21 protein-coding genes are annotated in these 23,957 nt (G+C 57.0%); 11 read left to right on the top strand and 10 right to left on the bottom strand.

The annotated features are described in order from the left end of the window. Nucleotides 1-4: 4 nt before the first annotated feature. The 8 genes from AC1RL4_RS21155 to AC1RL4_RS21120 are packed head-to-tail and all read right to left on the bottom strand — an operon-like array spanning nt 5 to nt 8,872. A complete protein-coding gene (locus tag AC1RL4_RS21155; protein WP_230174474.1) occupies nt 5-1,705 on the bottom strand; it encodes a hypothetical protein in 1,701 nt (566 codons plus the stop codon). Then, nucleotides 1,692-2,708, bottom strand: a complete 1,017-nt coding sequence (locus tag AC1RL4_RS21150) for a class II aldolase/adducin family protein (RefSeq protein WP_230174472.1) — start codon at nt 2,706-2,708, stop codon at nt 1,692-1,694. Before AC1RL4_RS21150 ends, AC1RL4_RS21155 begins: the two co-directional genes overlap by 14 nt. After that, entirely contained in the window at nt 2,695-3,453 is a 759-nt protein-coding gene (locus tag AC1RL4_RS21145; RefSeq protein ID WP_230174463.1) for an HAD family hydrolase, read from the bottom strand. The genes AC1RL4_RS21150 and AC1RL4_RS21145 overlap by 14 nt, the downstream gene beginning before the upstream one ends. Beyond that, a complete protein-coding gene (locus AC1RL4_RS21140; RefSeq protein WP_230174461.1) occupies nt 3,453-5,504 on the bottom strand; it encodes a hypothetical protein in 2,052 nt (683 codons plus the stop codon). The genes AC1RL4_RS21145 and AC1RL4_RS21140 overlap by 1 nt, the downstream gene beginning before the upstream one ends. Next, a complete protein-coding gene (locus AC1RL4_RS21135; RefSeq protein WP_230174459.1) occupies nt 5,501-6,106 on the bottom strand; it encodes a phosphatidylinositol-specific phospholipase C/glycerophosphodiester phosphodiesterase family protein in 606 nt (201 codons plus the stop codon). The genes AC1RL4_RS21140 and AC1RL4_RS21135 overlap by 4 nt, the downstream gene beginning before the upstream one ends. Then, on the bottom strand, nt 6,103-6,801 hold the full coding sequence (locus tag AC1RL4_RS21130) for a glycosyltransferase family 2 protein (RefSeq protein WP_230174457.1): 699 nt from the start codon (nt 6,799-6,801) through the stop codon (nt 6,103-6,105). The genes AC1RL4_RS21135 and AC1RL4_RS21130 overlap by 4 nt, the downstream gene beginning before the upstream one ends. Beyond that, a complete protein-coding gene (locus AC1RL4_RS21125) occupies nt 6,798-7,202 on the bottom strand; it encodes a GtrA family protein (RefSeq protein ID WP_230174455.1) in 405 nt (134 codons plus the stop codon). Before AC1RL4_RS21125 ends, AC1RL4_RS21130 begins: the two co-directional genes overlap by 4 nt. Then, nucleotides 7,199-8,872: a sugar phosphate nucleotidyltransferase gene (locus AC1RL4_RS21120; protein WP_230174453.1), complete on the bottom strand. Its 1,674-nt coding sequence runs from the start codon at nt 8,870-8,872 to the stop codon at nt 7,199-7,201. Before AC1RL4_RS21120 ends, AC1RL4_RS21125 begins: the two co-directional genes overlap by 4 nt. A gap of 493 nt (nt 8,873-9,365) precedes the next feature. Between AC1RL4_RS21120 and AC1RL4_RS21115 the strand changes: the two genes are divergently transcribed. From AC1RL4_RS21115 to AC1RL4_RS21080, 8 genes are all read left to right on the top strand, one after another. After that, nucleotides 9,366-10,337 carry a UDP-glucose 4-epimerase family protein gene (locus AC1RL4_RS21115; RefSeq protein WP_230174451.1) on the top strand — a complete coding sequence of 324 codons (972 nt, stop codon included), beginning with the start codon at nt 9,366-9,368 and terminating at the stop codon, nt 10,335-10,337. Beyond that, a complete protein-coding gene (locus tag AC1RL4_RS21110) occupies nt 10,334-11,350 on the top strand; it encodes an MraY family glycosyltransferase (RefSeq protein WP_230174449.1) in 1,017 nt (338 codons plus the stop codon). The genes AC1RL4_RS21115 and AC1RL4_RS21110 overlap by 4 nt, the downstream gene beginning before the upstream one ends. A 106-nt stretch (nt 11,351-11,456) precedes the next feature. Beyond that, nucleotides 11,457-13,451, top strand: coding sequence for a polysaccharide biosynthesis protein (locus AC1RL4_RS21105; RefSeq protein ID WP_493120074.1), 1,995 nt, complete (start codon nt 11,457-11,459; stop codon nt 13,449-13,451). Between the two features lie 113 nt (nt 13,452-13,564). Then, the gene (locus AC1RL4_RS21100; RefSeq protein ID WP_019582567.1) at nt 13,565-13,900 is read left to right on the top strand and encodes a ComEA family DNA-binding protein; all 336 of its coding nucleotides are present in this window, start codon (nt 13,565-13,567) and stop codon (nt 13,898-13,900) included. A gap of 193 nt (nt 13,901-14,093) precedes the next feature. After that, nucleotides 14,094-14,888: an SDR family NAD(P)-dependent oxidoreductase gene (locus tag AC1RL4_RS21095; RefSeq protein WP_493120071.1), complete on the top strand. Its 795-nt coding sequence runs from the start codon at nt 14,094-14,096 to the stop codon at nt 14,886-14,888. Nucleotides 14,889-14,919: 31 nt separating this feature from the next. Beyond that, nucleotides 14,920-16,194, top strand: coding sequence for a beta-ketoacyl-ACP synthase II (fabF, locus tag AC1RL4_RS21090; RefSeq protein WP_305409783.1), 1,275 nt, complete (start codon nt 14,920-14,922; stop codon nt 16,192-16,194). A gap of 78 nt (nt 16,195-16,272) precedes the next feature. Continuing rightward, nucleotides 16,273-16,926 carry a GntR family transcriptional regulator gene (locus AC1RL4_RS21085; RefSeq protein ID WP_019582564.1) on the top strand — a complete coding sequence of 218 codons (654 nt, stop codon included), beginning with the start codon at nt 16,273-16,275 and terminating at the stop codon, nt 16,924-16,926. A gap of 16 nt (nt 16,927-16,942) precedes the next feature. Next, complete coding sequence (locus AC1RL4_RS21080; RefSeq protein WP_433785688.1) at nt 16,943-17,794, top strand: urea carboxylase-associated family protein; 852 nt, start codon at nt 16,943-16,945, stop codon at nt 17,792-17,794. A gap of 125 nt (nt 17,795-17,919) precedes the next feature. On the opposite strand, the gene AC1RL4_RS21075 is transcribed toward AC1RL4_RS21080, so the two are convergent. Both AC1RL4_RS21075 and eat read right to left on the bottom strand, forming a co-directional pair. Next, nucleotides 17,920-18,087, bottom strand: a complete 168-nt coding sequence (locus AC1RL4_RS21075; protein WP_008006000.1) for a DUF2897 family protein — start codon at nt 18,085-18,087, stop codon at nt 17,920-17,922. Nucleotides 18,088-18,212: 125 nt separating this feature from the next. Beyond that, entirely contained in the window at nt 18,213-19,577 is a 1,365-nt protein-coding gene (gene eat, locus AC1RL4_RS21070; RefSeq protein WP_019582562.1) for an ethanolamine permease, read from the bottom strand. Between the two features lie 326 nt (nt 19,578-19,903). On the opposite strand from eat, the gene kdpF reads away from it, so the two are divergent. From kdpF to kdpB, 3 genes are read left to right on the top strand one after another with little or no spacing between them, the layout of a single operon-like run. Then, nucleotides 19,904-19,993 carry a K(+)-transporting ATPase subunit F gene (kdpF, locus tag AC1RL4_RS21065; protein WP_007899818.1) on the top strand — a complete coding sequence of 30 codons (90 nt, stop codon included), beginning with the start codon at nt 19,904-19,906 and terminating at the stop codon, nt 19,991-19,993. An 8-nt stretch (nt 19,994-20,001) separates the two neighbouring features. Next, nucleotides 20,002-21,696, top strand: coding sequence for a potassium-transporting ATPase subunit KdpA (gene kdpA, locus AC1RL4_RS21060; protein WP_019582561.1), 1,695 nt, complete (start codon nt 20,002-20,004; stop codon nt 21,694-21,696). 10 nt (nt 21,697-21,706) lie between these two features. Continuing rightward, complete coding sequence (gene kdpB, locus AC1RL4_RS21055; protein WP_430954360.1) at nt 21,707-23,764, top strand: potassium-transporting ATPase subunit KdpB; 2,058 nt, start codon at nt 21,707-21,709, stop codon at nt 23,762-23,764. Nucleotides 23,765-23,957: the final 193 nt, after the last annotated feature.

The following is a 23,957-nucleotide window of genomic DNA, read 5'->3' as shown; positions in this document are numbered from 1 at the left end:
ACTATTAGTTATCCAGTCGTTCTATCGTCAACGACTGGATTGAAAGGCTTCCCGATTGGTACCAAGTACGAACCTCAAGATTTCTGATGAAACTCTCCTGTATGTCGAGGTTGGTCTCTATCTTGACTTCTTTGCCAGGTGTGAGCAATTTCTTGGCGAGCGTTACTACTTTGTTGTTTGGGTTGGTACCCTGAATGTCTGTATAGCCGAGGTCGTTGCCATCCCCTGAGATCGATAACTCGACTCGATACTTTCCTTGAGGCAATTCGATGTAGGGCCCATAAGATATGAATCCCGAGGTGGTTTTACCCTGTTTGGCTACACGCTTTCCATCTTGGGGTACACCTACCAATCCCGCCAACTCATCACCTTTCCATACGAACTTTTCAAAACAGGCGGTGGAGGTGTCGATCTTGAGATGTTTGCAGTTGGTATCGAACTTGTATTTGATTGGCGGTTGAGCGACCCTCAGGAGCCAACCCTGCCAGCAAAAAAATGCAGTAATGACCAACGATAATATAAAAGCAGACTTTCGAAGGGGCAGTTTGGTGATTGCTGTAATGAATGGAATGCAGAATAGGAATAGCCCGCCAGCTTTCATGTAGCCAGTGAAGTTCCATATTACGGTATCACCAAAGCAGAGATACAGTAAGCAAAGCGTAAGCGTAAATGCACCAGCAGTATTCCTTACGATATTACCCTCAAGGATGGACTTTACAGGTTTTGTTTTAGCAATGACTAATAGCGTCCAGCCCAACAGTATGGCGAACAGCGCAACGCCGATCCCGGCTATATAGGAATAAAATCCAATTGGCGTATTTGGGTAATGTCCCTGAAGTCCTGAAACTAAATGAAGAAGGAGACTTTTTAGCGGTAGCCCGAGGACAGAGGCGCTTTGTTCGGCAGGCGTCTGGGTGAAATGCAGCCTGATGAAAGAGTGCCAGGCAACGAAGATAATGATTGGGCAGAGTAGGAAAAATAGATCTGTATAGGGTTTGATCGACTTTTGTTTGATGAGGCGATCTAGAATTTGCGCACCGAAGAATATCGCAGGAAACGCAATATATGCCTCTCTCGACAAGCAAGCAAAGGTAGCGGCAATGGCGTAAACCAGGTATTTTTTTTGGTAAGCCGACACCATGGCGATGATGAGCAATGCATCAGCTGCACCATCTGGAAGCCCGTTCAACAGTGTGATCTGGGTTCCCATGCCTACCGACCAAGGTAAGATCCAATAGGCCGGTACGCCTTCTTTTATGAAAAAACGCGCGGCTGCTGCGGTACCAAGCAGGATTAGCAAAAAGTGAGTCAGATAATAAATAAAGGGACTAACCCAATCCTGAAAAAGCACCAAGGAAAACAGTTTCGCCAATATTGGGATGCCAACTCGTTGATAACGATAGGCATCGGCATCGATGTGGCTCGCAGTATCCTTTTGCGCAAATAAATCATTCGCGATGTAGTAGTAGAACTGACCGTCCCAGCCCGAGTTCCACTTATCCAAATAGAGGGGAGTAACGCCGCGCTCTTTGATAGCTTCGGGCATGCCCCAGCGATCTGCCTGCATCAGGTAATGATCGAAGTTACCGTTGAGGGGGCCTTTCACGTAGGTCGCCATGGTGTAGATACTCACCATGGCTGTCAGTAGCACGCATGCAATGATGGACAGATACTGTTGACCGGTCAGGCGCTTACTTGGTGTCATTTAAACCTCTTCTATACTTCTCGGCGTCCCAGTCGATCAGTTCGGAGATTTGCGCGTCGGTCAACGTCGACAGTTGTGCATCGTCATTCAATTTTGTCATTACGTCGTAATAGCAAATCAACTGCGCCATTTTTGCTTTGTTCATTGTCTCTCTGGCGAAGGTCCCCAGATCGCGGACAAAAATGACGTCCGGCAATTCCGATTCCTGCTCTAAAGCGGATTTCGCTTCTTCAAGCGATCCGAACAGCCGTGGATGTGGCCCAAGGAAAACAATGTGATCGGGATAAAGCGCCCAGTTGTCATGCAGACGGTCTACCAGCGATGGCGTGACGGCAACTTCATGGAGTTTGGTCACACCAATGGGGGAGAACTCGACTCTATTGGCCAGGCGTAGCGACGTATCAGGTGTGGTGACTGGGGTGGATACCGTAGGTGTTGCAAAAAAATGAGTCAGGTATTCCAGGGTTTTACTGATCTCATCAATGTTGTCACCACCGATAATGACGCCGTGATTCTTCAGAAAGACCACGCGCGTGTTCGAGGTGCCATCCAGTTGGTTCGCAACGGCTTCCGCGAGTTCTGCGCCAGGTTTGCAGTATTTAACGGTACGCGCGTTAAGTGCCTTGTCCAGAGCGGGGTAGTTGATGTGATCGAAGTCTTTGCGAACCAGATGGGCGAGTACTTCGATTGCATGCACGTGGACCACAATGCGATGGGGCATCAGCGCATGCAACAGTGTCTCAATCGAGGGCTTCAGTGGAGTGCTCTCGACCGTTTGTGGTATGACGGCATAGTCTCCACTTTTGAGGGCTGCAGTCAGGTGGTCGAGCTTTACGGGTACGAAGATATCTTTGTCACCTGCGTGGGCCAACCAGGTTCCCGATGCCTTGATCCAGAGAACATTGTTCTCTTTCCAGGATACGTTCCCGCCAGCACCTTGCACGATCAGTGGGTCTTTACCGATTTCAGAGCAGAACTGACGAATCGATTCATGCAACCTCATTTTTCTCTCCCAGTCTGGAAATCAGGTGGCGCAACTCGCGGAACTCTGTAAACGCGGCGTCTGGTGCGTTTTCGTCCGTACCCAACGGTGTGCCGGTATGGATCTTTTGCAACGTCACGGCATTTATCTGTTCGCGGCCACCCCGGATGTCATTGATTGGGTTGTCGCCAATCATCCAGATGCAATCGCCTTTAGGGCGCATTTTTTCCAGGGCGATTTCGAAGGGGGCTGCGTGGGGCTTGTCGAAGCCGGCTTCTTCACTGGTCACGATGTAATCGAAGTAGTGGTCGAGCCCGAAGTAGACCACCTTGCGAAACTGGATCTGGGCTGTCAGGTCGGTAACGATGGCAGTAGGGATGCCTAACAGTCTCAGATCGTCCAGCAGGTCTTTGACTTCATCGAACAGCACGGCATTGCTGAGGAAGGTTCGCCAGTAGGTCTGTTCGAAATCCAGGGCCAGTAGCACCTGAGAGCCCAGCCCCATGATCTCGAGCATGCGTTGCAGGTACAGGAGGCGACTATGGGAAGACGCGGTGTGTTTCAGGCGAGTCTTTACCTGCTGACGTGCTTCCTTGAAGGCGGCGTCAAACACTTCCGGTTTGATCGAAAATGTATTGACTACCTTATCCCTGACGGCTTGCTGCGCAGCGGCGTGCGCCGGATCGTAGGGGTACAGAGTATTATCGGTGTCGAACAGTATGGCGTCGGGGAGGCGATTGAACCGCTCTGGTGCAAAAATCTTCACTATATGAACCGTTTTGTCAGTGCTTGGTTGATATGGGAGAGGGTAATAAGTTGCATTAACCCCATCACGCCGTCTTGCCATTCTGGCTTGAGGTCGAGGAATTCGAAGACTCGTGGGCAGATCATCCGCGCCGCCATTTCGATGTCCTGGGCCGAGGTTTCGCCCTCTATGGTCAGCTCGACTTCTGTCGCGTCATTGCGTGTTGACATATCGACATGCAGACCGCAAACACCGACCAGAACTCGGGTGAGCGAAAGTTCGTTCAGACCATTGCGCGAGCGTGCCACGATCTTGAAGTGCAGAGGGTGATTTTTGCCGGCCCCTTCCAGAGTACGCGGATGGATAGGCTGCAAGGACAGCACCAGGTCTGCATAAGCTGCTTGTGGACGAATAAAGCGTGCCGAGTCCGGCTCTCTGCGTTCGAAAGAGGCCAGCACCTTCTCTTCGGTGTGCCCGCGCTGATGTACGTCGCGCTGAAGCTTGAAGTGGCGCCTCAGGCTTTCGTCGATATCGAGGTAGACACTCAGGTTGTAGCACTCGCGAAGAATCGGCATATAGAGCGCGTGCAAGCCGCTGGCAATGACAAAGTCATTACTCTTGATCATGAAGGGGCGGCTCATGCGACCGGTTTGATGATCGTAATGCCGCGAATGGATATTCTTCGAATCGGTCAATGCCACCAGGTCATTGGCGAAGCCTTCAAGGTCGTTGGCCATGGGGTTCAAGTGAGTCATGACCTGCCACATCGGTTTCTGACGGTCCCACAGGTGGTAGTCATCACCGGAGAGAGTTGTGACCGAGTGGCCGCCAAACAGCCCTTTTATCGCATCCGAATAGGTATCCTTACCCGCGCCAGAGTCGCCGGCCACGCCAATGACGAATGGCTTGCGGCTGAGACGGAAGTAATCGTTGCGGCTGACAGACTCTCGCCAGATTCGAATGGCCAGGACTACACCGGTCGCGACCATGGCGGTGTGGACCAACGACAACAGCTTGTCGCTGAACAACCATTGGCTGGCCGCTTGCGGCAGCCATGATGCCTGCTCGATGATCAGTTTGATGTCCGGGGTTACCAGCAGAGCGCTGACCACATAGAGCAGCGAAAAGATCCCGGTGATAGCGACCGCAACCCGGTTGCTGGCGGCCTGATAGGCCACGAGGGATGGAATGGCCCAGATAAACCATCCCGGGGACGCCGGCGTCATCAGGATAACGAGCAGGAACACCATGCCGAGCATGGAGTGAAAGAGCTCGAAGTTTGGACGTTTGATTCGCCAGGCCGCATAGAGCATCAGCAGGTAGGCGAGGGGCACCACATATAGGGTGGTATCGCCGATGCTGAATGCCAGCTTGTAGACTTTGCCTATTTCCGGATTGTTGAAGAGCATGCTGACGCCTGCGCTGGACAACAGGAATGGAAGAATTGTCGCGACGGCACCTACGCCAAGACCGATCAACAGGCGTGGCAGGTGCTGACGCAGAGGGCGGTTGTGTTGCAGGTAGATCAGGAAGAAAGGGAGTGCCAGCACCATGCTCAGCTTGGCTGAGATCGCGGTCACAAACACCACGCCCGCCAGGATCAACCGTGCACGCTTGAGGAAGTAAAGCGACCCAGCAAGCAGAAGCACCGGTACAAGGTCATTGAACCCGAGTACGTAACTGCCGACGATTACGATAGGCGATAGCCAATACACCGCAATGAGCAATCGGTCGCGGTTGGGTACTATTTTTCTGAGCACTGCCAAGAGCAGGATGTCTGCGCCTATGAGTGTCAGGCCATATCCGAGTATCAGGGGGAGCGAGAGCGCTTTACACAGCAACATCGCTGGCAGGAAGGCCCCCCACATGACATAGCCATAGGGGAATGCGTTGATTGCGCCACCTTGATCCAGCCATGTCCCCCACGGGTTCAGTGTCAGTATGTTGGTGCTGGTGTCCAGAAATGGCAGATACCACTCGGTCACCGGTGCAGGGGCTACCCATAGTACAAGCACAAGACGAAGCACCAATCCGATCAGAAAGGTCGGGTGGCAGAAAAACTTTATATTCATGCGTTCGCAGCCAACGTTTCCCAGAGGTCCGGTCGTTTGGTGCAAACCGCTTCGGCAACAATATTCCGTTCGGCCAATAGTTTCGCCAGCATTGGAATTTCGGTTTCGGCGTTACGGCCTTGGAGTTCCGGGGAAACCAGGCACAGTTTGAACCCCGCATCCTGCAGTCGCTTGGCGTCGTCATGGCTGAGTGGGAATTGGGTGAAGCAGTCGACCCACACCCAATCAACCTTGCCTGCCAGCGTCAGCGCCGTTTCGATCGATTCGAACTCGGACACACGGACGGCGCAACGGCGTTCGCCGGCTTTGGACCACTTGATCAGGAACGGAAAGGATTGATCGAGGAAGAAGTAATCTTCAATTCCTTTCTCTTTCATCAGCGCGATCAAGCGTGCTTCCAGGCCTTCTTCCTTGACGTTCAGAATCAGCGTGCCGTGCCGATATTCGGCAATCCACTCATCAAACGATTCACCTGGCACGCAGGGGTCATGGTGAATGATCAGGTCGTTACCGTAGCTGCGGATATCGACTTCAATGCCATATTTTTCTTCAGTAGCATTGAGTTCCTGGCGGGTGTTGCGCCGATGCGAGATGAGCTTCATGTCCTTAGACTCTTCTTAAGTTGCAAACTGAAATCGACAGTTCTGCGGATGAACTTCCGTTTCGCGGCCCAGTTCACGTTCCAATGCGAAACGCCATGGGCGCGCTCACCAAAATGCACAGCAAATCGATAAACTTTCAGACCCTGAATGTGGGCTTGGTAGTACGCATATAGATCAAGTGCGAAATCCGATGGTGCAGCCTGCCAGCGCTCAAAAAAGGCTTTGGAGAACATGGTGGGCTGCGCATTTATATCCCACATCGGTTTGCCGAGCAGAACCGTTTCGAAAACGCTCATGCCGAAGGTGAACACAACATCTGCCAATGGTCGGCCGAAGCGACGTCCTTTTACGAAAATGTCTGGCCCGTGCTGGTCAAAGAACGTCAGGCCACGCATGGCGTCCATTGGGTCGGTTTGCAGGTCTGCATGGGTCCAGCCGAGAATCTCGCCCTCGGCTGCACGCAGGCCGGAAAGAATGCCGAAACCATAACCTTGATTGACGTCGACTCGAACACTTCTGCATCCGGGATACGCCGGCAACAGACGCTCTAGAACCTTCGGGCTGTCGTCGGTGGAGCCATTGTCGACCAGAATCACCTCTACGCCAGGTTGTTCGACCAGGCCTTTGCAGCGTTCCAGCAGCAGCGGCAAATTGGCCGACTCGTTATAGCAGGGGATGATGAGCGAAAACTTCATGACTTCTCCGTAAGGCTGCTGGCCTTGAACACGAACAACTTCATTCCAAGGAAGTTGAGAGCGGCCGATACGCCCGTGGCAATCAAAAATGCAACCGGGACTGCAATGGACATTGTGCTGAGTAACGCCAGGCACCCGGCGTTGACCAGAACGTTGGCGCCCAACGTGATTGCATACAGCAGGACGAAGCGCCATACGCTGCCGGGCGCGTGCTCCTGGTGACCGAATGTCCATACCTTGTTTGCAAAGTAGGCAAACAGGGTGCCGGTCAGAAAGCCTACCGCTTTGGCCTGGTCGACACTCATCCACCCAGTCCAGACCAGGCCGCGATAGGTCAGGAAATCGATCAGGACAGTCAGCGAGCCTACGACCAGAAAGACTGCAAGCTCACGCTTGATCATGCTGCAGTGCCTGGTAACGCGGGCACCGTTGCTTGATAACGAGACTCAAGCTCGGCAACAGCATCGCGCGGGATCCGACCATCGTTCTGCAGTCGATAAGGGTGACCTGCCCATTTGTGGAAACACGACTGCCAGTATTCGAACGTGCGCAGGTCATTCGGGGTGCCCCATGACAGGAAGCTGTCGACTTCGAACAGTTCGCAGCGCAGGCCCGATTCGATGGCATCATTAATTGTCGAGTCAATGTAGAACTCGCCATTGATACGACCATCACGCTGAACCAGTCGCGAAACCACTTGGCGGAAGTCTTCCGCGCGGCGGAATGTAAAGGTTCCCAGGACGATCGGATCTGTCGCCGGGGATTGCAGTGGTGTCTTCACGGAGATTTGACGAATCCGACCGTTCTCGGCATCTATCCAGCCAAACATTTGCGGATGGCGGACGGCATTTGCATGCCCCCTCACGCCCCACACAATGACATCGACATCCGGATTGTCGATCAGGGCCTGAAATGCCTGCTCATCATAAAGAACACCATTGTCACAGGCGCCAAAGGTGATGGGGCCTTGAATATCCGCGACGGCACGCTCCAGAGCCTCCAGGCCGAGCAACGCTGTGCAGGCTTGGCCTTCCGTTACTTGCGGGATTGTTTCAATCACGGTGCCAGGGAATACACGCTCGAGTTCTTTGGCGATCTCGGCGTAACCGGGCATGTCCTGGCGAAGAACAAAGGCATGGTGCTCGGCTTTGGGCAAGTCTTCAGTGGCCTGGGTAACCATGGGTTTGCCTGACACGGGGATCAGCGGTTTGGTCAGTGCATAACCCTCGTTTGCAAATCGCTGCCCCATTCCCGCCATCGGGATCACAAGAGCGCCTGTCGGGGAGGTCTGCGAACGTTTCGGTTGGCGGTTCATCGTTTCAAACGCTGCCGACCAGCCGTTGTATTCACGGACATCGTCCGGTGTACCCCACTGCATGAAGTGCTGGAGGGGGTAAACCGCGACGGGTTGTTTTTCCGCCAGCAGAGGCTTGTAAGCCAGGCTGACGTAGTACTCGCCACCGACGTTGAGTTGCTGGTCCATCGTTTTGCGGAACGCTTCGCTCATGGTCTTGCCCGAGTCGAAATAGTAAGTCCCACTGGACGCGAACTCTTCCATGCGATTGGAGGTGTAGGGTTGCTTTTCTTGAATGTCTTGCACCCAACCCTGCGTTTCGCGGATGTAGGCGTAGTTGGTGCTGCCGAGGGTGTGTGGGTGAAAGCCCTTATAGGCCGGGATTGCCCCAACACATGCCGTAGCCTTTACGAATTGCTTGAAATGCTGCCAATCCCAGTAGCAGGTAAAATCGCAGTAGTTGACGATCACCGGACTGTCGGGGTTTATCAGATGCTCGACCTGGCGTACGGCATAAATCGGCCCGAGCTTATGGGCCGGAATGCCAATTATCTGACCGGTAGGGCAGTGATGTTGCAGGATGGAGGCCATGCGGTAATCAGGGGTGTCCAGGTGGTCCTGATTGCAAATAAAAATAAAATCCGTTTCACCTGGAAACATGTCAATGACATGCCCAATGATCGGCTTGCCGTCTATTTCAATAAGGGGCTTGGGTACTGTGTAACCGGCCCGGCGGAAGCGCTCGCCGAAACCTGACATTGGAATGATAATTTGCACAAAATACTCGTTTACGTACTGTGTTGACTTTAAGGTTGTGCACAATCAACGTGCCAACCGCGCGACCAATAGCAAAAAGGTGGCATTTTAGTCCGAAGCCAGATTGAGCGTCATCTTTTTTAAAGGTGAGTTTGCTCAATGTCGGACACTCGTACCGGATACCGGGCGGTCGATGCGGTTTACAAGAAATCCGTGTCTTGCCAACCCCTGAACCTGCTTTTCAGGGGGTGCGAAAATGTTCGCTTGAATGGGATCAGTGAAAGCTCCGTGATACTATCGGCCCGATTTTTTGCTCTAGCTGATCCTGCTGCGGCGGGGCAGGCCTTCCTGCTCAAGTCCGGAATATACCGTTAAGTTTGGAAGATCAGTGGCGCCAGGCAAGATCTGTAATATTTGACAACCTATCGACTTTTCTAAACGTCCGTAGATCGTTTTATCCAGTATTTGAAATTTCGATGCCAAGAAAATCTGTCGATGTCTAAAGAGTATCGAAATGAGTTCTGAGTTAGTTCTTGTGACAGGTGGCTCGGGCTTTGTAGGAAAGAGCCTGATAAAAACCCTCTGCATGGATCAGCGGTATAGCCTGATTGCCTCCACCCGTTACCCACATGGCAGTTTTCCTTCAGCGGTGCATAGTCTTTTCATACAGGGACTTGACGGGGACACGGACTGGCAGAGTGCCTTGACGGATGTCGGTATTGTTGTTCACTTGGCGGCGCGCGTGCATGTAATGCATGAATCGGATAGTGATCCGCTCATGGCTTTTCGCAAGGTCAATGTCGATGGGACCTTGAATCTCGCTCGCCAAGCTGCAAGGGCAGGCGTCAAACGCTTCGTTTATATCAGTTCCATCAAGGTCAACGGTGAAGGCACGTCTCGTGGCAAGCCCTATACCGCCGATGACGTTCCGGCGCCGATAGATCCTTATGGCATCTCCAAATATGAGGCCGAGCAAGGTTTGCTCGCGCTTGCTGCCGGCACCGGCATGGAGGTCGTGATCATCCGACCGGTCCTTGTCTATGGCCCAGGCGTCAAAGCCAACATGCTCAGCATGATGCGCTGGCTTAGCCGGGGAGTTCCACTGCCCCTGGGGGCCATAGACAACCGTCGCAGCCTGGTAGCCATCGACAATTTGGTCGATCTGATCGTAACCTGTTTAGAGCACCCGGGGGCGGCCAACCAGATTTTTCTGGCGAGCGATGGCGAAGATGTGTCGACAACTGGGCTATTGCGTCGTATGGGAGCCTCCCTGGGCTGTCCAGTCCGTCTTCTGCCAGTACCTGCCGGGCTCTTACGCTGTATGGCGATTCTGTCCGGGAAAGGGGCAATGAGTCAGCGCCTGCTAGGGTCGCTGCAGGTCGACATTGAGAAAAACCATCGTTTATTGGGGTGGTCTCCGCCTGTGACACTGGACCAGGCGTTACTTTCCACTGCCCGACACTTTCTGGAATCCGATCAAGCATGAATCTCTGGTGGCTTCTTCCAGCAGCAGGTGCTGCTTCGTTCATCCTCACCGCGTTACTGCGTCAGTACGCATTGGCGCGAAGCTTGATGGATATTCCCAATGCACGAAGCTCGCACTCCATGCCTACGCCCAGGGGCGGCGGAGTGGCGATTGTAGTGGTGTTTCTGTTGATGCTGTGTGCGATGTATGCGCATTCGTTGGTCACGTCCTCGTTCTTCTTCGCGATGGTTGGTGCAGGCGCTCTGATCGCCCTTATCGGATTTATGGATGACCACGGACACATCGCCGCCCGTTGGCGTTTGCTGGGACATTTCGTTGCTTCGATGTGGTTGCTGTTCTGGTTAGGTGGATTGCCGGCCGTCGAGATCTGGGGGGAAACTTTCGACCTCGGTTGGTTGGGCCATGTGTTGGCGGCGTTCTATTTAGTGTGGCTGCTCAACCTCTACAATTTCATGGACGGTATCGATGGCATTGCCAGCGTCGAGGCGATTTGCGTTTGTCTTGGTGCGTGTCTTCTGTATTGGGTGGGTGGTGCGACGGACCTGGTCTGGGCGCCATTGTTATTGGCCGTTTCCGTGGCGGGCTTTCTCTTTTGGAATTTCCCCCCCGCCAGGATTTTCATGGGGGATGCCGGGAGTGGATTCCTGGGCATTGTGCTCGGAGGGTTGTCGCTTCAGGCTGCCTGGTTCTCTGCCGACTTTTTATGGGGCTGGCTGATTTTGCTCGGCGTATTCATCGTTGATGCGACATTCACGCTGTTTCGCCGTTTGCTTCGAGGCGATAAGGTTTATGAAGCGCACCGTAGCCATGCCTATCAGTTCGCCTCCCGGCGGTTTGGCAAGCATTTACCGGTTACTGCGGCTGTTGGGGCGATCAATTTGCTTTGGTTGTTGCCAATTGCTCTGGGGGTTACACATTATGACCTGGACGGTGGTTTGGGCTTGATTCTGGCCTATGCTCCACTGCTTGTACTGGCAATAAAGTTTCGCGCTGGAGACCTCGAAACGGCATAAATGAAGAACTGAGTAACAGTCCTTTCATTTGTGTCTAACGTGGATTGGATGCTCCTATAAGAGTTGCGGTAGGTCAGGTGAGGTGGCTGAGGTGTTTGAAGAGTTTATGGATAAGGTCAGACAGCGTCTTGTAGCGCTTCCCAGACGGCAAAAACGACTGATTCAGGTAAGCACAGATATATTTCTGGTTTGGGTCGCCCTGTGGTTGGCGTTCATCGTCCGTTTGGGGATCGATGACATGTACAACCCCCTCAAGGTCCATTTTTGGCTGTTTGTTAGCGCTCCTGTCGTCGCCATTCCACTCTTCATACGCTTTGGAATGTATCGCGCCGTCATGCGCTATTTCGGCAATGATGCGTTGATTGCCATTATCAAGGCTGTCAGCCTATCCTCGCTGATTCTGGCGGTCGTGGTCTATTGGTATAGCAACCACGAAACCGTCGTCCCGCGCTCCATAATCTTCAACTACTGGTGGCTAAGCCTCGTCATTATCGGCGGGCTGCGTCTCTGTATGCGCCAGTACTTCATGGGGGACTGGTTTTCTGCTTCGCAACACGTACCGTTCACCAACCGCGACGACGGCCTCACCAAAGTCGCCATCTACGGTGCAGGAGTGGCAGGCAATCAGTTGGTGGCTGCATTGCGCATGGGCCGAGTGATGCGCCCAGTGGCATTCATCGACGACGACCCCAGCATCGCCGATCGCTCTATCTCAGGCCTCCAGGTCTACAAACCCAAACACATCCAGCAGATGATCGACGTCACCGGCGCACAGGAAATTCTCCTGGCCCTACCGTCATCCACCCGCGCACGACGCAGGGAAATTCTCAATCTGCTGGAAGCCTATCCCCTCCATGTGCGTAGCGTCCCGAACTTCACCGATCTGGCCAGTGGTCGGGTCAAGGTTGAAGACATCCAGGAAGTGGATATCGCTGACTTGCTGGGCCGTGATGCCGTGCCGGCCCAGGCGGATTTACTCGAGCGCTGTATCAAAGGCAAGACAGTGATGGTCACGGGTGCCGGCGGCTCGATTGGTTCGGAGCTGTGCCGGCAGATTTTTTCGCTGGGCCCGACCACGCTTCTGCTGTTTGAGCACAGTGAGTTCAATCTCTACAGCATCCTGTCGGAATTGGAGCAGCGCGCCACCCGTGAGTCGGTCCCGGTCAAATTGCTGCCTATCCTTGGTTCCATTCGTCACCCGCACAAACTGCTCGATGTGATGAAGACCTGGGGGGTGGACACCGTCTACCACGCCGCTGCCTACAAGCATGTGCCAATGGTCGAGCACAACATTGCCGAGGGCGTGCTGAATAACGTTATCGGAACCCTGAATACGGCTCAGGCTGCGTTGCAGGCGGGGGTCGCCAACTTCGTGCTGATCTCCACCGACAAGGCCGTACGTCCGACCAACATCATGGGCAGTACCAAGCGCCTGGCGGAGCTGACGCTTCAAGCCCTGAGTCGTGAAATTGCCCCTGTGCTGTTCGGCGATAAAGCCAATGTATCGCGCGTCAACAAGACCCGTTTCACCATGGTGCGCTTCGGTAATGTATTGGGGTCTTCCGGTTCGGTGATCCCACTGTTCCACAGCCAGATCAAATCCGGCGGCCCGCTGACCGTCACACACCCGAAAATCACCCGCTACTTCATGACCATCCCCGAAGCTGCGCAACTGGTGATTCAAGCCGGTTCCATGGGGCAGGGCGGTGATGTGTTCGTGCTGGACATGGGCGAACCGGTGAAGATTGTCGAGCTGGCGGAGAAGATGATTCACCTGTCCGGCTTGAGCATCCGTTCCGAGCGAAATCCCCAGGGCGATATTTCGATCGAGTTTACGGGCCTGCGTCCGGGTGAGAAGCTCTACGAAGAATTGCTGATCGGCGATAACGTTGCCGCGACGCCACATCCGATGATCATGACTGCCAATGAAGACCATTTGCTCTGGGACGTGCTCAAGGGGCGTCTCACTGAGTTACTGATCGCTGTCGAGGAGGATGATTACGCCCGCGTCCGTCAACTTCTACGCGAAACGGTCAGCGGCTACACGCCCGACGGCGAGATCGTCGACTGGATTCACCAGCAACGCCGCCTCGAACCCTGATTGTTTCACATCCTGTAACGGACACACTTTTGACAGCTCCATCACATCGCCTAAGTTTGGGAGGCAGCTTCGGAAAAGCTGCTTCTTCCAATCGATGTCATGGAGCTTCATTTATGCGTACTGGCTATTTCTACTCTCTGGTTTTTGCCCTGCTCACCAGCGCCTCTATTGCGGCAATCGCTGCGCCGACGGCTACGCCAGAGGCTGCCAAGGCACCCTTGGTGCTGGACGCTGCCGCCAAGCCTCAAACCGCTAAGGTCGATCTGAATGGGGCCGATGCGCCAACCCTGCAACGGGAGTTGACCGGGATCGGTGAGGCGAAGGCCAAGGCGATTGTTGCTTATCGTGAGAGTAATGGGCCATTTTCGTCGGTAGACGAACTGCTGGAAGTGAAGGGTATCGGCAAAGCCATTCTGGACAAGAATCGCGACAAGCTGGAAGTGAACTAAGCTTATAAATCCACACCAGGAGGCCGGTCATTGACCGGCCTTTTTTGCTTATTGCTGCAGAGGGTTATCTGGCACCTTTTATCGGGATGCAAAAAATTACGGCTATCATATGGCGATAAAATTATGCCTATAATAAATCCGTCGTTCGCTGAAGCATTCGTCTTCCCTTAAGCATCCTCCCAGGAGCACTGTCATGAATTCTGTCCAGACCCAAGGTACGGCCCTTGTCACCGGCGCTTCTTCCGGCATCGGTGCGGTTTACGCGCAACGGTTGGCGGCGCGTGGTTTTGATTTATTGCTGGTTGCCCGTGATCAGGAACGGCTGGAGGCTGCCGCGAGCAAATTGCGCGCGGAGCATGGTGTTCAGGTGGAGGTGCTCAAGGCGGATCTGACGCAAAAGGATGATGTATTGAAGATTGAGCAGCGTCTGCGCAGCGATTCAAGCATCAGCCTATTGTTGAACAACGCCGGTATCGCGGCGGATGGTTTGTTGGCCAACGCCGACATGGATCAGATGGAGCGCTTGATTCAACTGAACGTCACCACGGTGACGCGGTTGGCTTCGGCGGCGGCAGCCGGTTTTACCAAGGCCGGTCGTGGGACGATTATCAATATTGCGTCGGTGGTGGCGTTGTTTCCTGAGCGGTTCAACGCGACGTACAGCGCGAGCAAGGCTTATGTATTGAGCCTGACTCAGTCGTTGAATACTGAGCTGCAAGGCACCGGGGTTCAGGTGCAAGCGGTATTGCCGGGCGTGACACGCACCGAGATTTTGGAGCGTTCCGGTATTGATGCGTCCCAGATTCCGGAGGACATGATCATGGAAGCGGGAGAGATGGTCGACGCGGCGTTGTCGGGTCTGGATCAGGGTGAACTGATCACCATTCCTTCGTTACCGAATGCCTCCGAGTGGGAAGCTTTTATGGCGGCGCGTCATGCGATGGCGCCGAATCTGTCCAGAAGCACGGCCGCCGCGCGTTACAAGTGAGGCGCCATGAATCGACTGAGGTATTTGCGCTATGAGTAATCGTCGGGTGGTAGTCACGGGCATGGGCCTGGTGTGTCCGTTGGGGAGCGGCGTCGAAGCGGTTTGGGCGCGTATGTTGGCTGGACGCTCCGGGGTGCGGGCGTTGCCGGACGAGGTGGTTGCCGATTTGCCGGCCAAGGTCGGTGGCGTGGTGCCGACTCTGGCGGAAGATGCCGAGGCGGGTTTTGACCCGGATCGGGCGACGCCGCCCAAAGAGCAGAAGAAGATGGACCGCTTCATTGTGTTCGCCATGGAGGCGGCGCGTCAGGCAGTGGAGCAGGCCGGTTGGCAAGCGCTCGACGCCAATGCCCAGGAGCGCACGGCCACCATTATCGGCTCGGGCGTGGGTGGTTTCGGCGCGATTGCCGATGCGGTGCGCACCACCGACAGCCGTGGTCCGCGACGGTTATCACCGTTCACCATTCCTTCGTTTCTGGTCAACCTCGCCGCGGGCCATGTGTCGATCCAGCACGGTTTCAAGGGCCCTTTGGGGGCTCCGGTAACAGCGTGCGCGGCCGGGGTTCAGGCGATTGGTGACGCGGCTCGGCTGATTCGCTGCGGTGAGGCGGATATTGCGGTGTGTGGCGGCGCGGAGGCGGCGATCGATCGGGTCAGTCTCGCCGGGTTCGCTGCGGCACGGGCCTTGTCCAGCGGTTACAACGATACCCCGGAGCGCGCCTCGCGGCCGTTCGACAGTGGGCGCGATGGCTTCGTGATGGGCGAGGGTTCGGGCCTGCTGGTGATCGAATCCCTGGAACATGCCCTGGCACGCGGCGCACAACCATTAGCTGAGCTGGTCGGTTACGGCACCAGCGCCGATGCTTATCACCTGACTGCGGGGCCGGAGGATGGCAGCGGTGCGCGTCGGGCGATGTCGCTGGCGTTGGCTCAGGCGGGCATTTCGCCGGCACAGGTGCAGCATCTCAACGCGCACGCCACCTCGACACCGGTTGGCGATTTGGGAGAGCTGGCGGCCATCAAGTCGCTGTTCGGCTCGGACAACAAGATCGCGGTGACGTCGACCAAGTCCGCCACCGGGCATCTGCTCGGCGCCGCAGGCGGGGTCGAGGCGATCTTTACCCTGTTGGCGCTGCGCGATCAGGTGGTGCCGGCCACGCTCAACTTCGATAACCCGGATCCGGCTACCGAAGGCGTGGACATCGTTCACGGTCAGGCGCGACCAATGAACATCGACTACGCGATGTCCAACGGTTTCGGATTCGGCGGTGTGAACGCCAGCGTATTGTTCAAATACTGGGAGGACTAGTTCACGACAGGCAGGTGATGGCACGAATAGTGATTACTCATTCGCAGACGATTGTTGAACAATCACGAGGCGTTGAGTATGAGCAGCGGACTGTCCCTGGCCGACCACATCACATTGGAATTGCGCGCTGACATCATCGGCGGTCGTTTGCTGCCCGGCATGGCGTTGGTGGAAAACGATCTGGTGTCGGCTTACAACGCCTCGCGCAACACCATTCGCGAGGCGTTGCACCGTCTGGGGCAAGAAGGGTTGACCCGCTATGTCCGCAACAAGGGCGTGATGGTGCGCAGGCTGGGGGCCGATGATGTGCGCGATCTGTTCAAGGTTCGGCGCACCCTGGAACTGCAAGCCATCAGCGCCAGCCAGCCATTGCGTGAGTATCAGTCCGACCGGATGCTCGAAGCCCTGGAGGCCACCGAACTGGCCCGGGAGCGTGAGGACTGGCGCGCCGTCGGCACCCACAGCCTGGCCTTTCATCAACACATCGTCGGATTGCTGCGCAGTCCGTTGTTCGATGAGTTCTTCACCAACGTCGTCGCGCAACTGCGCCTAGTGTTTTGCACCGCTCCCGATGAATCACGTTTTCAGGCGCCCTGGCTGGCGCGTGACCGGCAGATACATGAGTTGCTGGCCGACGGCGACAAGCGCGCGGCTGCGGACGCCATGAGCCGTTATCTCGACGATTCCGAACACCTCCTGTTGCAGATGCTTGCCCCTTCTTCCCATCACTGATCGAGGATTTTGTGCCATGTACAAAGACTATCCGGCGGCCTATCAAGTCAGCAAAGGCTCGGCCTTGCAGGTGGACACAGCCTTCTACGAACGGATCCGCGACCAGAAAGAGCGGCGCACGCTGATCGAGCAGTTCGAAGTGCCGATCCGCACCGGTCGGGCGTGGAATGTGCCGGCCGGGCACGTGTTCAGGGTCACGACCCCGGTCGGCCCGCAAGTCGGGGATTTCAACGTCTGGAATGCCCACGATCCACGCGAGCGCCTGTGGGCGGCGCGAACCCGGCAGTTGCAGGGCGCCCATGTCAGCACCCATGACCGGCTCTGGTCGAACCTGCCATTTTTACGGCCGCTGGTGACCATTACCGACGACAGCCTGGCCGGTTATGGCATCGACGAACACGGCGGGCGTTTGCACGATTTGCTGGGAACGCGCTGCGATCCTTACGTGAACAAAATGCTTACCGGCGAAGACTTCCATCATCACTGCCACTCCAACCTGACTCGCGCCGTATTGCCCCATGGCCTGACCGAGTTCGATGTGCATGACGTGTTGAACATTTTCCAGTGCACCGGCCTGAACCACGACGACCTGTATTTCATGAAAGCCTGCCCGGCGCAGAAGGGCGATTATCTGGAGTTCTTTGCCGAGATTGATCTTTTGTGTGCGCTATCGACCTGCCCGGGTGGCGATCTGTCGCTGGCCATGTGGGGGCCGGATGCGCAGGATCCGTTGAGTGTGTGTCGCCCTCTGGGGGTGGAGATTTACCGGTTGGAGGATTCGTTGCTTGAAGGCTGGAGCCAGCCGGAGCGTGCGGCTTACAAGGGGTTGCATGGCTTGCACATTGCCAAGGCCGATTGGGAAAAGTGAGGGGCTTTTGTGGCGAGGGGGCTTGCCCCCGTCCGGCTGCGAAGCAGTCGTAAATGTTTTAGGGCCGCTTCGCGCCCCAACGGGGCGGTGCGGCGAGGGGGCAAGCCCCCTCACCACAATTTCGGTCAGCGGTCCTGCGCATCCTTGGCATCCGCTTCCGCATTGCGTTCGGCGACGCGCTTGCGTTGCTCTTCAGTCAATTCGACCTTGTTGGCGGTGTCGCGCAGCATCATCAAACCGCCAACGATCGAGCCGATGGCAACGATCAGAATCAACCAGGCATACCAGGGCATAGGATTCTCCTTGAGGGCAGGTCGGTGGGCGGGTTTCGCCAACCGATCCTGCATACCACTTTTGAGCGATGGAATTTCGCAGTGGTTCCATTCTATGCCTGATCCGACAGCAGCACTGCGGCTGTTTAGAGCCCGGTCAACATCGCATCCGCCGGTGCATCGGCACGCAGTTGCGCGGTCAGCATGAAGTACACGAAACCCACTGCCATGAAGCCGAGGAAGATCAACCCGATCAAGGTGTTGAACCAGGCCATCGCCACCAGGCAAACCACCGCCAACACCAGCGCAATGAATGGCAGCAACGGGTAGCAAGGCGCGCGGAAAGTGCGTTCCAGGTTCGGTTCGGTTTTGCGCAGTTTGAACAGGCTGAGCATGCTCATGATGTACATCACGATCGCACCGAATACCGCCATGGTGATCATTGCCGCCGTCAGCGTCATGCCGCCGAGGTTGATCAAGCCGTCACTGTAGATCGCCGCGATGCCGATCACGCCACCGGCGATGATTGCCCGGTGCGGGGTCTGGAAGCGCGACAGTTTGGCCAGCGATGCCGGCAGGTAACCGGCCCGGGCGAGGGCGAAGAACTGCCGCGAGTAGCCGAGGATGATCCCATGGAAACTCGCCACCAGGCCGAACAGGCCGATCCCCACCAGCATGTGCAACCAGCCGGAGCTTTCGCCAACCACGGCTTTCATCGCTTGCGGCAGCGGATCGTTGATGTTCGACAGGGTGCGCCAGTCGCCGACACCCCCGGCAAAGAACATCACGCCCATCGCCAGCAGCACCAGGGTCAGGATGCCGCTGATGTAGGCCTTGGGAATTGTGCGTTTCGGATCCTTGGCTTCTTCGGCGGCCATGGCCGCGCCTTCGATGGCCAGGAAGAACCAGATGGCGAACGGGATCGCCGCGAACATCCCGGCAATCGCCGGCGCACCGAACACATCAGAGCCGGCCCAGCCGTTGAGGGCGAAGTTGCTGAAACTGAACGCCGGGGCGACCACGCCCATGAACACCAGCAGTTCGGCGACTGCCAATACGCAGACCACCAGTTCGAAGGTGGCGGCCAGTTTCACGCCGAGAATGTTCAGGCCCATGAACACGATGTACGCCCCGACTGCTGCGTGTTTCGGGTCGAGGGCGGGAAACTGCACGTTCAGATAGGCGCCGATCGCCAGGGCAATCGCCGGTGGCGCGAAGACGAATTCGATCAGCGTTGCCAGCCCGGCAATCAATCCGCCTTTCTCGCCAAAGGCACGGCGGCTGTAGGCAAAGGGACCGCCGGCATGGGGAATCGCGGTGGTTAGCTCGGTAAAACTGAAGATGAAGCAGGTGTACATCGTGGCGACCATGAATGAGGTCACCAGAAAACCCAGCGTACCGGCCACGCCCCAGCCGTAACTCCAGCCGAAGTACTCACCGGAAATCACCAGCCCGACCGCGATACCCCACAGGTGCAGCGTGCCCAGCGTGGGTTTGAGTTGTGTGTTCATGTGTTGCCCCCTGAACGGTTTGGAAAGCTCGGGGGAGGGCGTGTGCAGCGGGCGTGCCAGTGTTGTGGTGGCAGTCGTAAAGCGCGAAAAGGTGTCGTATCGGGGATGTTCGCGGCGGATTAGCCGCTTTTTGTGCGCCAGTTGGGGGCAGTGTCGTCAGTGCTGCCGCCTTCGCGAGCAAGCCCGGACACCACAGCAACCCCGGCATAAACCCACTCTTTACACATTCTTTATGCCCCGCCACACCCCTCGATCTCGCTCCTTTACAGCCTCCCTGCCGACAATCACTCCACACGCGGCAATACGCCGTAACACGGAGAACTTCCATGAGCGTTCTGGACGGAGTGTCACTGCTATTGGCAGTGGGGCTGTTCATTTATCTGTTGGTTGCGCTGTTGCGCGCGGACCGGAACTAGGAGCGGCTATGCACAGTTATGACTATTGGCTGATCCTCGCCTTCTTCGCCGTGGTGCTGATTCCGGCACCGTTTCTGGGGCGCTTCTACTACAAGGTGATGGAAGGGCAGCGTACCTGGCTTTCGCCGATTCTCGGCCCGGTGGAGCGTGGCTGCTATCGGGTGGCCGGCGTCGATCCGCAGGCCGAACAGAGTTGGCAGAAATACACCCTGGCCTTGCTCGCCTTCAACCTTGCGGGTTTTTTGCTGCTGTTTGCGATTCTGTTGTTCCAGGATCACTTGCCACTGAACCCGCAAAACTTGCCGGGCCAGGAGTGGACACAAGCGTTCAATACCGCCGTCAGCTTCATGACCAACACCAACTGGCAGTCCTACAGTGGCGAAGCGACCCTGAGCTACTTGAGCCAGATGGTCGGCCTCACCGTACAGAACTTCGTCAGCGCCGCCACCGGCCTGGCGGTTCTGGTTGCACTGTGTCGCGGCATCGGTCGCAAGTCGACCAAGACCCTGGGCAACTTCTGGGTCGACATGACCCGCGCCACCCTCTACGGCCTGCTGCCTCTGTGCTTGCTGCTGGCGCTGTATCTGGTGTGGCAGGGCGTGCCGCAAACCTTCGCGCAATATGTGAATGCCGTGACGATGCAGGGCGTCGATCAGGTGATCCCGCTCGGCCCGGCCGCCAGCCAGATTGCGATCAAGCAACTGGGCACCAACGGCGGTGGCTTCTTCGGCGTCAACTCGGCGCATCCGTTCGAGAACCCGACGGCGTGGAGCAACCTGTTCGAAGTCGCCTCGATCATTCTGATTCCGGTGGCGTTGGTGTTCACCTTCGGCCATTACGTGAAAGACCTGCGTCAGAGCCGCGCGATCATCGCCTGCATGCTGGCGCTGTTTTTGATCGGTGGCGCGACGTCGCTGTGGGCTGAATACCAACCCAATCCAACCTTGGCCAACGTCGCCGTCGAACAGACCGCGCCGCTGGAAGGCAAGGAAGCGCGTTTCGGCACCACCGCCACCGTGCTGTGGTCGGTGACCACTACCGCAGCGTCCAACGGTTCGGTCAACGGCATGCACGACAGCCTCAACCCGCTGAGCGGTATGGTCGCGATGGTCAACATGATGGTCGGCGAGGTGATCTTCGGCGGTGTCGGTGCCGGGCTCTACGGCATGTTGCTCAACGTGTTGATCGCGGTGTTCCTCGCCGGGCTGATGATCGGTCGCACGCCGGAATACCTCGGCAAGAAACTGCAAGCCCGGGAAGTTCAGCTGCTGGTGGTGACCTTGCTGGTGATGCCGGTGGGCGTGCTGGTGCTCGGCGCGATTGCCGCCAGCCTGCCAGGCCCGGTGGCGGCGGTGAGCAACCCCGGTGCTCATGGTTTCAGTCAGTTGCTTTATGCCTACACCTCGGCCAGTGCCAACAACGGTTCTGCCTTCGGCGGCTTTGGTGCCAACACCGCGTTCCACAACCTGATGCTGGGGCTGGGCATGTTGATCGGGCGCTTCGGTTACATCCTTCCGGTGCTGGCCCTGGCCGGCAGCCTGGCGATGAAGAAAACCGCGCCGATTGGCCAGAACAGCTTCCCCACCCATGGCCCGCTGTTCGTGACCTTGCTGACCGTGACCATTTTGCTGGTGGGTGGTTTGACCTTCCTGCCGACATTGGCGCTGGGTCCTATCGCTGAACACTTGAGCATGGGCTTCTGAGGATCTAATGATGAATATGCCCGTTACCAAAACCGTCGCCGCCAAAGCGCCGGAACAACCGAAAACTGCGATCTCGGCCCTCTGGCGTCCGGCGCTGGTGCAAGCGTTCGTCAAGCTCGACCCTCGGCAATTGCAGCGTGCGCCAGTGATGCTGGTGGTGGAACTGACCGCTATCCTCACCACCGTGCTGTGCTTCATTCCCGACAGCGCCGTGCCGACCTTCGTTGCCGCGCAAATCGCGCTGTGGCTGTGGTTCACCGTACTGTTCGCCAACTTCGCCGAAGCGTTGGCCGAAGGTCGCGGCAAGGCCCGCGCCGACAGTCTCAAGGCCGGCAGTGTTGGCTTGAGCGCCCGGCGCAAAAGTGCCAATGGCAGCTTTCAGGTAGTGCCCGCCAATAGCCTGCGCAAGGGCGACGTGGTGCGCGTCGAAGCGGGGGAGATGATTCCCGGTGACGGCGAGGTGATCGAAGGCATCGCGGCGGTCAACGAAGCGGCGATTACCGGTGAATCGGCGCCCGTGATTCGCGAGTCCGGCGGCGACCGCTCGGCTGTCACCGGCAACACTCGTCTGGTGTCGGACTGGTTGTTGGTGCGCATCACCGCCAACCCCGGCGAGTCGACCCTGGATCGCATGATCGCGCTGGTCGAAGGCGCCAAGCGCCAGAAAACCCCGAACGAAGTGGCGCTGGATATCCTGCTGATCGGCTTGACCCTGATCTTCTTGCTGGTGGTGGTGACCCTGCAACCGTTCGCCCACTTCGCCAACGGTAACCTGCCGCTGGTGTTCCTGGTCGCGTTGTTGGTCACGCTGATTCCGACCACCATTGGTGGCCTGCTGTCGGCAATCGGTATCGCCGGGATGGACCGTCTGGTGCGCCTGAACGTGATCGCCAAATCCGGTCGCGCCGTGGAAGCGGCGGGGGACGTGCACGTCCTGCTGCTGGACAAGACCGGCACCATCACCTTCGGCAACCGTCGCTGCAGCGCGGTTTATGCCGCACCAGGCGTCAGCGCCAAGGAACTGGCCGAAGGCGCGTTGTTCGCCTCTCTGGCCGATGACACCGCTGAAGGCAAATCCATCGTCGACTACCTGCGCGGTCTTCACTCGCACCCCGAACCGTCCCCCGCAGTACTGACCGCCGTGCCGTTCAGCGCTGAAACCCGCCTGTCCGGTGTCGACTATCAGGGCCGGGTCTATCGCAAGGGCGCGGTGGATTCGCTGCTGAATTTCGTCGGCCTGAAACGCGCTGATCTGGCTCCCGCCCTGTCCCGGGAAATCGACAAGATCGCCCAGAGCGGTGGCACGCCGTTGCTGGTGTGCGCCGACGGCAAATTGCTCGGTGTGATCCATCTGAAGGACGTGGTCAAACCCGGCATCCGCGAACGTTTCGCCGAGCTGCGCAAACTGGGGATTCGCACGGTCATGATTACCGGCGACAACCCACTGACCGCCGCCGCGATTGCTGCCGAAGCGGGCGTGGATGACGTACTGGCCGAAGCCACGCCGGAGAAGAAACTGGCGCGCATTCGCCATGAGCAGAACGACGGTCGGCTGGTTGCCATGTGCGGCGATGGCGCCAACGACGCCCCGGCCCTGGCTCAGGCGGACGTGGGCATGGCGATGAACGATGGCACGCAGGCGGCGCGGGAGGCGGCGAACATGGTCGACCTCGACAGCGACCCGACCAAGCTGTTGGACGTGGTGCAGATCGGCAAGGAATTGTTGGTGACCCGTGGTGCGCTGACTACCTTTTCCATCGCCAACGACGTGGCCAAGTACTTCGCGATCCTGCCGGCGCTGTTCGCCTCGATCTACCCGCAATTGGGTGTGCTCAACGTCATGCACCTGAGCAGTCCGCAGAGCGCGATTCTGTCGGCGATCGTGTTCAACGCCCTGATCATTGTGGTGCTGATTCCACTGGCGCTGCGCGGTGTGCGGGTGCAGGCGGCGAGTGCGGCGGCGTTGTTGCGACGCAATCTGCTGATCTATGGACTGGGCGGGATTCTGGTGCCGTTCGTGGGCATCAAGGCGATCGACATGCTGTTGACGGCGTTGCATCTGGTTTAGCGGTTGTTGTTTGAGGCAGGGGCTTTTTGTGGCGAGGGAGCTTTTGTGGTGAGGGGGCTTGCCCCCGTTGGACTGCGTAGCAGTCCTGAAACCAGCCAACTCGTTGGGCCAGACAGCTCGCGGTTGCCGCATTGGGGCTGCTGCGCAACCCAACGGGGGCAAGCCCCCTCACCACAAGAAGCACTATTGCCTG

The sequence above is a fragment of the Pseudomonas sp. GW822-FHT07A10 genome, assembly GCF_058798795.1.
The sequence above is the reverse complement of the archived record's forward strand: the minus strand, read 5'-3'. Positions and strand labels throughout refer to the sequence as shown.